Here is a 12,620-nt window from a genome sequence, read left to right as displayed (position 1 = left end):
GAGCGATCGCTCCGCCGGCCGTCCTTCACCGGAGCCGGGTGGGGGGACGCCCGGCCGATCCGGCTCAGCTCGCGTAGGCGCGCAGCTTGTCGGCGCGCTCCCCGACCCGCAGCTTCGACATGACCTCGCGCTCGATCTGGCGCACCCGCTCGCGGGAGAGCTTGAAGGCGCGCCCGATCTGGTCGAGCGTGTGCGGCTGCCCGTCGTCGAGGCCGAACCGCATCCGGATGACCTTCTGCTCGCGGTCCTCCAGGGTGGCCAGCACCCGGCGGAGGTCGTCGTGCAGCAGGCTCGAGATCACGGTGTTCTCGGCGTCGGTCGCCTCGGCGTCCTCGATGAAGTCACCGAGCGGCGCCTCCTCCTCGGACCCGACCGGCATGTCCAGGCTCACCGGGTCGCGGGCGTGGTCGAGCAGGTCCTGGATCTTGTGCTCCGGGATGCCCGACTCGGCCGCCAGCTCGGCCTCGGTGGGCTCGCGGCCCTGGCGCTGGTGCATGTCGCGCTTGATCCGGGCCAGCTTGTTGACCTGCTCCACCAGGTGCACGGGCAACCGGATGGTGCGGGCCTGGTCGGCCATGCCACGGGTGATGGCCTGCCGGATCCACCACGTCGCGTAGGTCGAGAACTTGAAGCCCTTGGTGTAGTCGAACTTCTCCACCGCGCGGATCAGGCCGAGGTTGCCCTCCTGGATCAGGTCCAGCAGCGGCATCCCGCGCCCGGTGTAGCGCTTGGCCAGGCTCACCACGAGGCGCAGGTTCGCCTCCAGGAGGTGGTTCTTGGCCAGCAGCCCGTCGCGGACGACCGCGCGCAGGTCGCGGCGGTACTGCGGGTCCAGCTCGTCGAGCGTGCCGTCGGCGGCGGCGGTGTCCAGCCGGTGCTGGGCGAACACGCCGGCCTCGATGCGCCGGGCCAGCTCGACCTCCTGCTCCGCGGTCAGCAGCGCGGTCTTGCCGATCCCGTTCAGGTAGACGCGCACCAGGTCCGCGGCGGGGCTCTGGGCGTCGAGATCCTCCGCCACGGCGGCCGCGGCACCGGGTACGGTGGTCTCCAGCGCGGTGCCTCCGTCGCCGTCGGTGCGACGGCGGGAGCTGCGGGCGACCGGCGGGGCGGTCCGCTTCGTGTCGGACGACGACACGGTGGCGCGAGCGGGGGCCTCGGTCGTGAGGCGCGGGCCGGGTACGGCCGGAGCGGTCGTGGTCACCGTCATGTGCAATTCCTCCCCTGCGCGGGCTGCGGCGGGCGATTGATGGGCCTCGCCGCTTGCCCTGTACGGAGTCAACGCATCCGTTCCGGGGATCGTTCCCACGACAAGGCCCCGCAGGCCGGTAAAAGTGGCTGCGGGGCCGTGTCGTCGGTCACATGCAGTTGCGGTTCTCTCAGGGTCCTCTTAGTGAGCGACCCGTCGGGGCGGGGCGGTCACGGTGCGGGCACCCGCGGGGTGTCCCGCGGGTCGGCCACCGCCCGGACACTGCTGCGCCGCCGCGACGCCTTGCCGGCGCCGGTGTTCTTCCGGCTCGGCGCCGAGTGGCCGTACACGGTCTCCATCAGCACCGGCCAGTCGTGGCGCAGCGCGTCGCGGCCCATGAACAGGCCCAGGTGACCGGCGCTCGCCGTCCGGTAGGTGACGTCCGTGGCCGGGGTCCCGACCTTCTCCGCCGCGGCGAACAGCTGCGGCGCCGGGGTGATGTGGTCCGACGAACCCGCCAGGAGCAGCAGCGGGCAGTCGATCGCCCCCATGTCGACGGTCCGGCCGTCGACGGTGAGCGTGCCCTTGATCAGCCGGTTCTTCCAGAACAGGTTCTCCACCAGCCACAGGTAGAACGCGCCGGGGATGTCCTGGGTGTACTTGAACCAGTCCTCGAACACCCGGTAGCGCTCGACGTGGGTGGGGTCGTCGATGTTCTCCAGCAGCTGCAGCTGGCGGGAGATCTCCGACTGCGGCTGGATCGAGATGAAGTTCGACAGCACCGCCGAACCCGGCATGTTGCCGCCGCCCGCGGCGACCAGTGCCTTGTACGGCGCCATCCCCATCGTGCCCGCCATCAGCCGGGTCGAGGCGGCGATGACCGACTCGCCGGCGTGGAAGTCGATCGGCGCCCCGGCCAGGGTCAGGGTGTTGACCCGGTCCGGGTGCAGCGCGGCGTAGATCGTCGCCAGCCAGCCGCCCTGGCAGTCGCCCACCAGGTTGGCCTTGCCGCCCATCCGCCGGATGGACCGGTCGATCACCGCGAGGTAGTCGGTGATCGTGACGTTCTTCGTCGCGGTCGTCGCGGGCCGCCAGTCCAGTGCGTAGACCTTCGTCAGGCCCGAGGCGCGGATCATGGCGATCTGGCTCTGCTGCGGCGAGTAGTCCACGACGGTCGAGGAGTGCCCGGCCTGGGGCGGCAGCACCAGGGTGGGGACCACGTCGTCGTCGCGGTGCTCGGCGGCGGTGAAGTCGCGCAACGACGCGAACGGCGTCGACAGCACCACCTCGTTGGCCAGGTGCCAGGTCGGCTCGCGCCGGTCGGCCATCGCCGAGAGCCACAGCAGCCCGCGCCGGGCGGCGTCGCCGGGCCGGGCCATCCGCTGGACCGCGTCGATCCAGTAGGCGCCGGTGGCGCGACCGACCTCGGTCACGACCTTCGTCAGGTTCCGGGTGTTGTACGACACGAGGTACCGGAGGGGGTCCGGCCGGTCGTCGCTCCCGGTGGCCGCGGCCACGGGGGTCTCGGGAAGGGCACGTGGTCCGTGCTCCCCGGAGGGTGCGGACCGTCGGGTGATCGCCGTGCTCATGGGCCTCTCCCATCAACTCTGATGACCGGGGGCTAACCGGGTTACCGAACGGTAAAGCGCGTTCGGTATCTCAAGCAAGCGCTGGCTACTCCGGAGTAGTGCTTGCTTCCCTTAGCGCAGGTGAGAGGCCTTACAAGACTCAGGGGCTGCCTACCGGTGAGTACCCGGTCACCATGTGTCCATCCCGTTGCGCGTCCCGACACCCGTGGGAGCCCGGGAACCCAGGCACGGAGACCGAACCGGCCGTCAGGAGTGACGAACAGTGACCACGCAGCCCCTGTCCCAGCCCGAGTCCGAGAACGGCAGCGCCGCCGCGTCGAACCAGGCCGCGGAGGTGCTGCGGCGGCAGGCGGCCGGCCTCGTCCGGGACCTGCGCGAGCTCGCCAGCCCGGAGGGCGTCGCGGCGAAGGTGGACCCGGTGGGCTTCGCCGGGGCCCTCGGCGAGGCCGCCCGCTCGCTCGCCACCCGCCCCGGCGCGCTGCTGCGAACCGGGCTCGGCTTCGGCGTCGACTCGGCCAAGGCGGTGACCGCCGCCGCCGCGCGCGCCGTCGGCGGGACGACCACCGGCCCGGCGTCGCTGCCCGAGAAGGACAAGCGCTACGCCGACCCGGCCTGGGAGGGCAACGCCTGGTACTACCTGGCCCGTCAGGAGCACGCCCTGCTCGCCGACCGGCTGACCGAGCTGTCGCAGGCGGCCCGCGTCTCGCCGACGGCACGCCGCAAGCTGGACTGGCTGGTCGGTCAGATCATCGAGGCGCTGGCCCCGCCGAACGCGATCGTCACCAACCCGGCCTGGCCGAAGAAGATCGTCGAGACCGGCGGGCTGAACATCGTGCGGGGCGCGCGCAACATGCTGCGCGACGCCGTGCAGAACCAGGGGATGCCGCGTCAGGTCACCCCCGGCGCCTTCCAGGTGGGCAAGGACCTCGCGGTCACCCCGGGGCACGTCGTGTTCCGCAACCGGCTGATCGAGCTCATCCAGTACGAGCCGCAGACCGCCGAGGTCCACGAGATCCCGCTGCTCATGAGCCCGCCGTGGATCAACAAGTACTACATCATGGACCTCGCGCCGCAGAAGTCGCTGGTGGAGTGGGCGGTGCAGCACGGCCACACCGTCTTCATGATCAGCTACCGCAACCCGGACTCGTCGCTGGCCGACGTGACGATGAGCGACTACCTGCAGGAGGGTCCGGTCACGGCCATGGAGGTCGTCCGGGAGATCACCGGGCAGGACAAGGTCAACGTCGCCGGGCTCTGCCTGGGCGGCGCACTGTCCGCGGCGATGACGGCGTGGCTGGAGGCCAAGGGCGACCAGCGCGTCAACTCGCTGACCCTGATGAACACGCTGCTCGACTACTCCGGCCCCGGCCAGCTGGGCGTGTTCACCGACGAGAAGACAGTGAACCGGCTCGAGCGGAACATGCGCAAGGACGGGTACCTGCCCGCCACCAGCATGAAGACGACCTTCGACCTGCTGCGGTCCACCGACCTGGTCTGGAACTACGTCGTCAACGACTGGATGCTCGGCGAGGACCCGAAGCCCTTCGACATGCTGACCTGGAACTCCGACTCCACCCGCATGCCGGCCGCGATGCAGACCGAGTACCTGCGGACGCTGTACCTGGAGAACCGCTTCGCCGAGGGCAAGCTGGAGCTGGCGGGGGAGCGGCTCGACGTGGCCGACATCCGGCCCGACAGCTACGTCGTCACCGCGGAGTCCGACCACATCGCGCCCTGGAAGTCGGTCTACACCGGGGCGTCGAAGATCGGGGGCACCGTGCGCTTCGTGCTGTCGAACTCCGGGCACATCGCCGGCGTGGTGAACCCGCCGTCGCCGAAGTCGCGGCACTGGTTCGGCGAGAGCGACGACCTCCCGGCCCGCGCCGAGGACTGGCGCGACGACGCCACCGAGCGCAAGGCCTCCTGGTGGGAGGACTGGACGCCGTGGATCGCCGAGCGTGCGGGCGCGGAGGTCGCGGCGCCGAAGAGGATCGGGTCCGACGCGCACCCGCCGCTGGAGCCCGCTCCCGGCCGTTACGTGCTGCGGGGCTGATCCGCCACCCCGGCCCCGTCGCCGCCCCGATGATCACCGCTGGTCACCCGGGCGGCGCGGTGTCCACGATGGCCGGCGATCAACGCCGTCCATCATGGACACAGCATCGGATGCGTGCACAACCGCCGTCCGGCGGGGAGAATGCGTCGCCATGGACCGCGTACGTTCTGTGCCCGCGCGCCGGCGACCGCCGCGCGGGTCCCTCCGGGCGGGGACGCCGTGAGCCGCGCGGGGGAGACCCGCGCCCGCGGCGGCCGCCGGACACCGAGCGCCGGGGGGACCACTGCCGACGAGCTGCACGAGAACGGCCGCAGGGCCGCCGAGGACGCCTGGAGCGCGCAGGTGAACGCCCTGGGCGGGTTCATCCGGGCGCAGCGGCAGATGGCGAAGCTCTCGCTGCGGGAGATGGCGGCGATGACCCAGGTGTCCAACGCCTACCTCAGCCAGGTCGAGAGGGGGCTGCACCAGCCGTCGCTGAAGGTGCTGCGCTCGATCGCCGACGCGCTGCACCTCAACACCGACCAGATGCTCAGCCGGGCCGGCTGGGCGGTCGGCGACCCGGACACCGCGGGCGACGCCGCCCCGCCCGAGGAGGCCGCGGCCGCGGCCACGTCCCCGCCGGGTGTCGAGGCGGCGATCGAGGCCGACGCACGGCTGTCCGACGAGCAGAAGGCGGCGCTGCTCGGGGTGTACCGGAGCTTCGTGCAGCGGGACTGAGCAGGCGTGCTTGACATACTTAACGGGCGTGCGTAGTTTTCTTGGCATGCCGGGGTGCTCGTCGTGCTCCCCGTCCGCACCCCAGACACGTCTCCCGGGAGGGAAGCACCGATGACCGCCTCCACCGAGCAGTTCGTCGACATCGCCAAGCGTGGCCAGGACCTGGTCACCGAGTCCGTCCGCGGGTGGACCGAGGCCGCGAGCGGCCTGGCCCGCCAGTTCGGCGCCGGGGACCGCCCGCAGCTGCCCGACGCGGGCGCCGCCGTCGAGCGCGTCTTCGACTTCTACGAGCAGGTGCTGGGCCACCAGCGCGAGTTCGCGCGGACCGTCGTCAGCGCCGGTACCTCGGTGTTCGACCAGGTCACCGAGCAGGCGACCAAGGCGGCCGAGGCCGTGACCGAGCACGCCGGGCGCGGCGCCGAGGCCGTCGCGGAGAAGACCGCGCGCGCCACCCGCAGCACCACCAAGTGAGTCCCCGACCCGGGACTCCCTGAACGACCTCGACGGCCCCCGCCCGGTCACCCGGGCGGGGGCCGTCGTCGTGTGACGGGACCGGGTGTCCCTACCGGCGGGTGGGGGAGAGGCTGGGCCCGCCGTCACCCCGAGGACGGTCAGAACGGGATCAGCGGCACCACGAGGACCCGGGCGAGCAGCACGACCACGAACACGATCAGGACCGACAGGTCCAGCCCGACCGCTCCCATCCGCACCGGCTGCACCCGGCGGCGGATCGGGGCGACGACCGGTTCGGTGAGCCCGTGGGTGATCCGCCGGGCGGTGTCGAGCACGGCGCCACCCCGCCCGGACCCGAGCACCTCGATCCAGTCCACGACGACCCGCGCGATCAGGACGAGCTGGAACAACCCCAGCAACGACGACAGCAGATACGCGACCATGCCCACATCGTCCCCTTTCCGGCTGAGAGTCCGGTGAGAGGACGCTGTGACGCGGTGACGAGCTCGGCGTTCAGACCTCGACGAGCACCGTGAACGGCCCGTCGTTGACCGACTCCACGGCCATCCGCGCCCCGAACTCGCCCGTCCGCACCGTCGCGCCGCGCCCGCGCAGCGCGGCCACCACGGCGTCGACGACCGGCTCGGCGTCCTGTGGGCGCGCGGCCGCCGACCAGGACGGCCGGCGGCCCTTCCGGGTCTCGCCGTACAGGGTGAACTGGCTGACGACCAGCAGCGGGGCGCCGGTGTCGGCGCAGGACAGCTCACCGCCGTCCGCCCCGGTGAGGATCCGCAGCTCGTGCAGCTTGCGGGCCATCGTGTCGACCTTCCGTGCGGTCGCGGCGGGGTCGGTGCCGACGTCGTCGACGTGCACACCGAGCAGCACCAGCAGCCCGGGCCCGATCTCCCCGGACACCCGCAGCGGTGTGCCGTCGGGCGCCTCGATGGTCACCGACGCCCGTCGCACCCGCGCGACGACGGCCCTCACCCGACCGGCCCCGACGGCGACGCGGCCGCGGTCCGCGCGGGCACCGGGTGCGGCCAGCCGTCCACCGGCTGCAGGAGCCCGTGCCGCACGAACTCGCGCACCGCGGGCAGGGTCGCCGCGACCAGGGCGTCGGTCGGCAGGTCGTGGGCGTAGGACAGCAGCGCCAGCAGCTCCGACAGCGGCAGCTCGCCGCGGCAGCCGGCCAGCAGCGCCGCGGCCGGGCCGTCGACGGGGTGCTCCCAGCCGGGGCCGCCCCAGCGGCGCACGGTGGTGGACAGCTCGGCCCAGCCGCCGTCGGGGTCGACCGACGACGCCGACTCCAGCACGGTCTCCGGGGCGAGCAGCAGCCGCGCGCCCAGCAGGTCCTCGTCGCGGGTGTGGGCGCGCAGCCAGTCGACCCGGTCCAGCCAGCCGGTCATCTCCCGGCCCAGGCCCTCGCCCAGCTCGCCGGGCAGGTCCTCGACCACGACGGTCGGCTCGGCCTCGGGGTCGGAGGTGCGGCGCAGCATCAGGAAGCCGAACCCGACCCCCTCCACCCGCTCGGCGGCCATCCAGTCCAGCCAGGCCCCGGCCTGCTCGCGCGCCGCCCGCGAGCTCGGGACCAGCCCGGCGTCGCGCTGCCAGGTGCCCACGTGCAGGCCCGGGTCGACGACCTCGCGCTGCAGCACCCAGGCGTCGACGCCGTCGGGCAGCCAGGAACGCACCCGGTCCGGCCAGTCCTCGCCGCGCACGTGCAGCCACGACCCCAGCAGCTGCGCGACCCCGCCCGGGTTGAGCAGGCCGGGCAGCTCGCCCAGCAGCGCGGCCAGCGCGGAGTCCCCGGCGGTGCCGGAGTCGCGGTAGACGTAGTCCACCCGCGGCGGGCCCGGCACGAACGGCGGATTGGACACCACCTGGTCGAAGCGCTCCCCGGCCACCGGGGCGAACCACGGACCCTCCCGCAGGTCGACCTCCACCCCGGACAGCCCCAGCGACAGCCGGGCCAGCGCCAGCGCCCGGGGCAGCACGTCGGTGGCGGTGACCCGCATCGCGTGCCGGGAGCCGTGCAGCGCCTGCACCCCGCAGCCGGTGCCCAGGTCGAGCAGGGTGCCGACCGGGCGGCGGACGGTCGCCGCGGCCAGCGTCAGCGCCGCCCCGCCGACTCCGGTGACGTGCTCGCGGTCCTGCCGCGCGGCGGGGGTGTCGATGTCGGACACCACCCACCAGTCGGTGCCCGGCTCGCCCTCGGCGCCGGCGCCCTCGCCGTAGGGGCGCACGTCCAGCGCGGCCCGGATGCCGTCGGGGGTGCGACGCAGGATCCGGCCCTCCAGCAGCGGGTCCAGGTCGCCCAGTGCCGCGGTCACCGCCGGCTCGGGCTCGGTGTCCTCGAGCAGGAACAGCCGCACCAGGGTGCCGAGCTCACCGCCGTCGCGGCTGGCACGGGCGGCGGGCTCCGGTTCGCCGCGGGTCAGCGCGTCGTGCGCGGAGCGGCCCAGCAGGGCGCGCACGCCGTCCGGGGTGTAGGCCGCGTCCAGCAGGCAGCCGCGGACGCGTTCGATGGCACCGGCGTCGAGATGGGGGAGCACCCCGCCATTGTCGCGTGCCATCCTGTGCGGCATGAGCGGGATCTGCATCGCCCAGGAACCGGAGGCCGACGCGCTGCTGGAACGCGAGCCCCTCGCGTTGCTGATCGGCATGCTGCTCGACCAGCAGATCCAGATGGAGGTTGCGTTCCGTGGCCCGCTGAAGCTCTACGAGCGCCTCGGTGGGCTCGACGTGCGCGTCATCGCCGACCACGACCCCGAGGCCTTCGCGACGCTCGCCACCACCCCGCCCGCCATCCACCGCTACGGCGGCTCGATGGCCAAGCGGGTGCAGGAGATGTGCCGCGCGATCGTGGAGGACTGGGACGGGGACCCGGCCGCGATCTGGACCCGGCCCGGGGCCGACGGCGCCGCGCCCGACGGACGTGAGGTGCTGCGCAGGCTCAAGGCGCTGCCCGGCTACGGCGAGCAGAAGGCGAAGATCTTCCTCGCGATCCTCGGCAAGCAGTACGGGGTCACCCCGGACGGCTGGCGGGAGGCCGCCGGGGACTACGGCGCCGACGGCACCCGGCTCTCCGCGGCCGACGTCGTCGACGGGCAGACCCTCCTCGAGGTGCGCGACACGAAGAAGGCGATCAAGGCCGCGGCACGCGAGAAGAAGGCCGCTGCGGCGAAGTGATCCGCCGACAGGGCTAGCATCACAGGCGTGCACAAGGTTCCGGAGGCGCTCGCCGGCGCACGCGTGATCGACCCGGACCAGGTCTGCGACGCCGTCGCGGTGCTCGCCGACTCGGAGAAGGTGGCCGAGGCGGCGACCGTCCTGGACGTCCTGGGCGAGGCCAACCGTCTGTCGCTGCTGCTCGCGCTGCAGCACGCCGGGGACCTCTGCGTCTCCGACCTCGCCGTCGCCGTCGGGATGAGCGACTCGGCCGTGTCGCACGCGCTGCGCCTGCTGCGCGCACACGGCATGGTCACCGCCCACCGCGAGGGACGGCTGGTCCGCTACCGGTTGACCGACGGGCTCGCCCGCCGCCTGCTGGAGATCGTGTCGGCGGTCGCCGTCGCCCCGGGCGCGCTGCACGCGCACGGCGCCGACGACGGGGAGGCGTCGTGACCCCCGCCATGATCGAGCAGGTCCGCCCACCGGTGCCGGCCGAGAAGCTCGACCACGAGATCGCCCGGCTGCTCGACGCCCTCCAGTCGGTCTACGACGACGGCTGGTACCCCGAGCTCGAGGTCGTGCGCCCCTGGTCGACGCACAACCCGCGGATCTCCGGCGAGTTCGCCCGGCCGTGCGCGATCCGCCGCTACCTGCACCGGGAGCTGCGCGGCCTGCTCGCCGCCGGGGCCACCGTCACCGCCCGCGCCGCCCGACCGGCCCGGGCGTTCACCGACCCGGAGTTCTTCGCCGCGCTCGACGAGGACCGTTTCGACCTGCGCGTGAAGAAGCTGTTCCTGTTCGGCCCGGAACGCATGGCGCTCTCGCTCGACCGGCTCTCGCACTACACCGGCACCCCGGCCGAGTCCTTCCAGCGGCACGTGCTGTTCACCAACTACGCCATGCACGTCGAGTCGTTCCTGGAGCGCTTCCCCGACGCCGAGCGGCCCGACCGCGCCGGTGTCCAGATGCCCGCCTACCACCACCCGGGCGCCGACGGCGACGGCGTGACCCTGGTGAACATCGGCGTCGGCCCGGCCAACGCCAAGACCGTCACCGACCACCTCGCGGTGCTCCGTCCGGACACCATGATCATGATCGGGCACTGCGGCGGCCTGCGGAACCGCCAGGAGCTGGGCGACTTCGTGCTGGCCACGGCCTACCAGCGGGCCGATCACGTGCTCGACGAGGTGCTCCCGGCGGACGTCCCGGTCATCCCGAGCATCCGGCTCAACGGCTACCTGATGGACGCGCTCGGCGCGGCCGAGGCGACCTGGCGGCCAGGTGTCGTGCACACCACCGACAACCGCAACTGGGAGTTCAACCAGGCCGCGACGCTGCACCGGATGCGGCTGGCCCGGGCCGTCGCGGTGGACATGGAGTCCGCGACGATCGCCGCCAACGGCTTCCGTTACCGGATCCCGAACGCGACCCTGCTGTGCGTGTCGGACAAGCCGCTGCACGCCGAGCCCAAGCTGGCCGGCGGCGCGCGGGCGTTCTACGAGACGAGCAAGCGCAAGCACCTCGGGATCGCGCTGGACGCGCTGGACCGGGTCCGCGCCGAGCACCCCGACGGGCTGCCCGGCTCCGAGGTCCGCTCCGCCGACGAGCCGCTGCTCGGCAACGGGCCCGACGGGGCCTGAGCCGCCCCGCCGGCCGGCAGGGTCAGAGCGGCAGCGCCAGAGGGGCAGGGGTCAGAGCGGCCGGGTGTACCCGGCCCGGTCGGGCTGGTAGCCGAACCGCGCCAGGAACGGGTGCGGCCCGTCCCCGGCGGTGTCCCCGGCCCGGGCCAGGACGGCGCCGCGGGCGCGCCCGTGCTCGTGCGCCCACTCCAGCAGCGCCGACCCGACCCCGCGCCGCCGCCACCCGACGGCGACCCGCAGCCCCTCGACCTGCAACCGGGTCGTGCCACGCAGGACGGGCCCGGGCAGGATCGTGAGCTGCACGGTCGCGACCACCCGGCCGTCGCCGGCGCGGGCGACCGCGAGGAACCGGCCGGGGTCGCGGTCCAGGGCGTCGAAGGCCTCCTCGTAGGGTGCGAGGTCCGGGTCGTCCGGGTCGGCGGCGTCCCCGGCGCCCGACAGCAGTGCGACGACCGCGGCGACGTCGGCTCGGCTGGCCCGGTCGACGACGAGCCGCCCCCCGGCCAGCACGACGTCCGCACCCGCCGGGTGGGCCGAGGCCCGGACGCCGTCGACGACCCGGTCGAGCCAGGCGCCGACGTTCTCCCTGGCCTCGTCGGTGTCGGGGTAGCGGCAGCGCAGGTGCAGGCCGGCCTCGTCGAGGATGAACCAGACCATCACGCCGTCGGCGTCGCCCGCGGAGCTGACGTACTGCGCCTCCAGCCCGGCGTGGTCGATGCGCACCGGCAGCCGCCGCAGGTCCAGCCAGGAGATCGCGAACATGCCGGGGGCCTCGGGCATCCCGCCCCAGGGGGCCAGCACGTCGTCGAGCGGCCAGGACCCGAGCCGCACGGCCTCACGGACGGCGTCGGCGCAGGCCCGCGGGTCCGGGTCGCCCGCGTCGATCACCGCGTTGGTGATGAACCAGCCGACCGAGCCGTGCCAGCGGTCGTCGTAGCGGCTGTGCACCGGGAACACCGCGCGCAGCGGGGCGTGCGCCAGCTCCCGGGTGGTGCGGGTCATGACCGAGGTGACCAACGCCAGCGTCGACACCCCGGATGCGCGTGCCCGGCGTTCGAACAGCGCGCAGTCGTCGACGCCGAGCACGTCGCGCACCTCCACGCGCTCCGGGGGAGCGGGGGCGAGCTCCCCGAGCGGCAGCGGGAAGCGGGGCATCACGTCGCCGCCCGCGGCCAGGATCTCCGCCCAGCGCTGCCGGACCTGGTCGGGTGCGGGCTCGCGGTCGGCCAGGGCGGCGGTGTGCTCGGCGAAGGGGCGCACGGTGCCGGCCGGCAGCGTCCCGCCCAGGCCCTGCACGAGGTCGCGCAGGATCACCAGCAGCGACCACATGTCCACGTGGGCGTGGTCGGCGGCCACGACGAGCGTCGGCCGGTCCGCGGTGAGGATCACACAGAGCCGGTGCGAGGGCGCCGCGTAGGGGGTGCAGCGCTCGTCGAGCATCCGCCGGACGGCGTCGTCGACGGCCTGGCCGGGCGCGATGGGGTGGGTGACCCAGCGGCCGGGACGCAGGTCCACCTCGTGCAGCCGGGGACCGGCCGGGCCGGGGGAGAACACCGTGCGCAGCGTCCCGTGCCGGCGCAGCACCGCCAGCCAGGCCTCGGCCAGCGCGTCGAGGTCGACCGCGGGCAGCCGGCAGGTGATCGCCATCCACGAGCCGGGCCGGTCACCGCGGTCGACGTGGCGGCGCTGGTCGAACGAGACCGGGACCGGGTCGCCCCGGCGGCCGACGGTGACGTCGTAGCCGAGCAGCGTCCCGTAGGGAAGGCGCAGGTGCGTCACGCTCGTCAGCCGCATGGCCATAACCTAGGCCG

Annotated in this window: 12 protein-coding genes; 6 read left to right on the top strand and 6 right to left on the bottom strand. The window is 73.6% G+C overall.

The annotated features are described in order from the left end of the window. Nucleotides 1–64: 64 nt before the first annotated feature. A complete protein-coding gene (locus Ae331Ps2_RS26940) occupies nucleotides 65–1,213 on the bottom strand; it encodes a sigma-70 family RNA polymerase sigma factor (RefSeq protein WP_233147507.1) in 1,149 nt (382 codons plus the stop codon). 203 nt (nucleotides 1,214–1,416) lie between these two features. Next, complete coding sequence (locus tag Ae331Ps2_RS26935; RefSeq protein ID WP_083696054.1) at nucleotides 1,417–2,775, bottom strand: alpha/beta fold hydrolase; 1,359 nt, start codon at nucleotides 2,773–2,775, stop codon at nucleotides 1,417–1,419. A 262-nt stretch (nucleotides 2,776–3,037) separates the two neighbouring features. Here Ae331Ps2_RS26935 and Ae331Ps2_RS26930 point away from each other — a divergent pair, with 262 nt between their 5' ends. From Ae331Ps2_RS26930 to Ae331Ps2_RS26920, 3 genes are all read left to right on the top strand, one after another. Then, nucleotides 3,038–4,828 carry an alpha/beta hydrolase gene (locus Ae331Ps2_RS26930; protein WP_075305736.1) on the top strand — a complete coding sequence of 597 codons (1,791 nt, stop codon included), beginning with the start codon at nucleotides 3,038–3,040 and terminating at the stop codon, nucleotides 4,826–4,828. A 219-nt stretch (nucleotides 4,829–5,047) separates the two neighbouring features. Next, on the top strand, nucleotides 5,048–5,545 hold the full coding sequence (locus tag Ae331Ps2_RS26925; RefSeq protein ID WP_233147508.1) for a helix-turn-helix domain-containing protein: 498 nt from the start codon (nucleotides 5,048–5,050) through the stop codon (nucleotides 5,543–5,545). A gap of 111 nt (nucleotides 5,546–5,656) precedes the next feature. Beyond that, nucleotides 5,657–6,016 (top strand): hypothetical protein, encoded by a 360-nt coding sequence (locus tag Ae331Ps2_RS26920; RefSeq protein ID WP_075305737.1) that lies wholly within the window; start codon nucleotides 5,657–5,659, stop codon nucleotides 6,014–6,016. A gap of 140 nt (nucleotides 6,017–6,156) precedes the next feature. Here Ae331Ps2_RS26920 and Ae331Ps2_RS26915 read toward each other — a convergent pair whose 3' ends face one another. The 3 genes from Ae331Ps2_RS26915 to Ae331Ps2_RS26905 form a co-directional block, all read right to left on the bottom strand. Beyond that, entirely contained in the window at nucleotides 6,157–6,441 is a 285-nt protein-coding gene (locus Ae331Ps2_RS26915; protein ID WP_020622897.1) for a YggT family protein, read from the bottom strand. A gap of 70 nt (nucleotides 6,442–6,511) precedes the next feature. Next, a complete protein-coding gene (gene dtd, locus Ae331Ps2_RS26910) occupies nucleotides 6,512–6,985 on the bottom strand; it encodes a D-aminoacyl-tRNA deacylase (protein ID WP_075305738.1) in 474 nt (157 codons plus the stop codon). Next, nucleotides 6,982–8,571: a methyltransferase gene (locus Ae331Ps2_RS26905; RefSeq protein WP_139318688.1), complete on the bottom strand. Its 1,590-nt coding sequence runs from the start codon at nucleotides 8,569–8,571 to the stop codon at nucleotides 6,982–6,984. The genes dtd and Ae331Ps2_RS26905 overlap by 4 nt, the downstream gene beginning before the upstream one ends. Before the next feature lie 10 nt (nucleotides 8,572–8,581). On the opposite strand from Ae331Ps2_RS26905, the gene Ae331Ps2_RS26900 reads away from it, so the two are divergent. The 3 genes from Ae331Ps2_RS26900 to Ae331Ps2_RS26890 are packed head-to-tail and all read left to right on the top strand — an operon-like array spanning nucleotide 8,582 to nucleotide 10,809. Further along, the gene (locus Ae331Ps2_RS26900; protein ID WP_020622894.1) at nucleotides 8,582–9,187 is read left to right on the top strand and encodes an HhH-GPD-type base excision DNA repair protein; all 606 of its coding nucleotides are present in this window, start codon (nucleotides 8,582–8,584) and stop codon (nucleotides 9,185–9,187) included. Nucleotides 9,188–9,214: 27 nt separating this feature from the next. After that, a complete protein-coding gene (locus Ae331Ps2_RS26895; RefSeq protein WP_075305740.1) occupies nucleotides 9,215–9,622 on the top strand; it encodes a helix-turn-helix transcriptional regulator in 408 nt (135 codons plus the stop codon). Next, complete coding sequence (locus Ae331Ps2_RS26890; RefSeq protein WP_020622892.1) at nucleotides 9,619–10,809, top strand: AMP nucleosidase; 1,191 nt, start codon at nucleotides 9,619–9,621, stop codon at nucleotides 10,807–10,809. Before Ae331Ps2_RS26895 ends, Ae331Ps2_RS26890 begins: the two co-directional genes overlap by 4 nt. A gap of 51 nt (nucleotides 10,810–10,860) precedes the next feature. Here the strand turns inward: Ae331Ps2_RS26890 and Ae331Ps2_RS26885 are convergent, their stop codons facing one another. After that, entirely contained in the window at nucleotides 10,861–12,603 is a 1,743-nt protein-coding gene (locus tag Ae331Ps2_RS26885; RefSeq protein WP_075311630.1) for a GNAT family N-acetyltransferase, read from the bottom strand. Nucleotides 12,604–12,620: the final 17 nt, after the last annotated feature.

Source organism: Pseudonocardia sp. Ae331_Ps2 (genome assembly GCF_001932405.1).
GTDB lineage: Bacteria > Actinomycetota > Actinomycetes > Mycobacteriales > Pseudonocardiaceae > Pseudonocardia.
The sequence above is the reverse complement of the archived record's forward strand: the minus strand, read 5'-3'. Positions and strand labels throughout refer to the sequence as shown.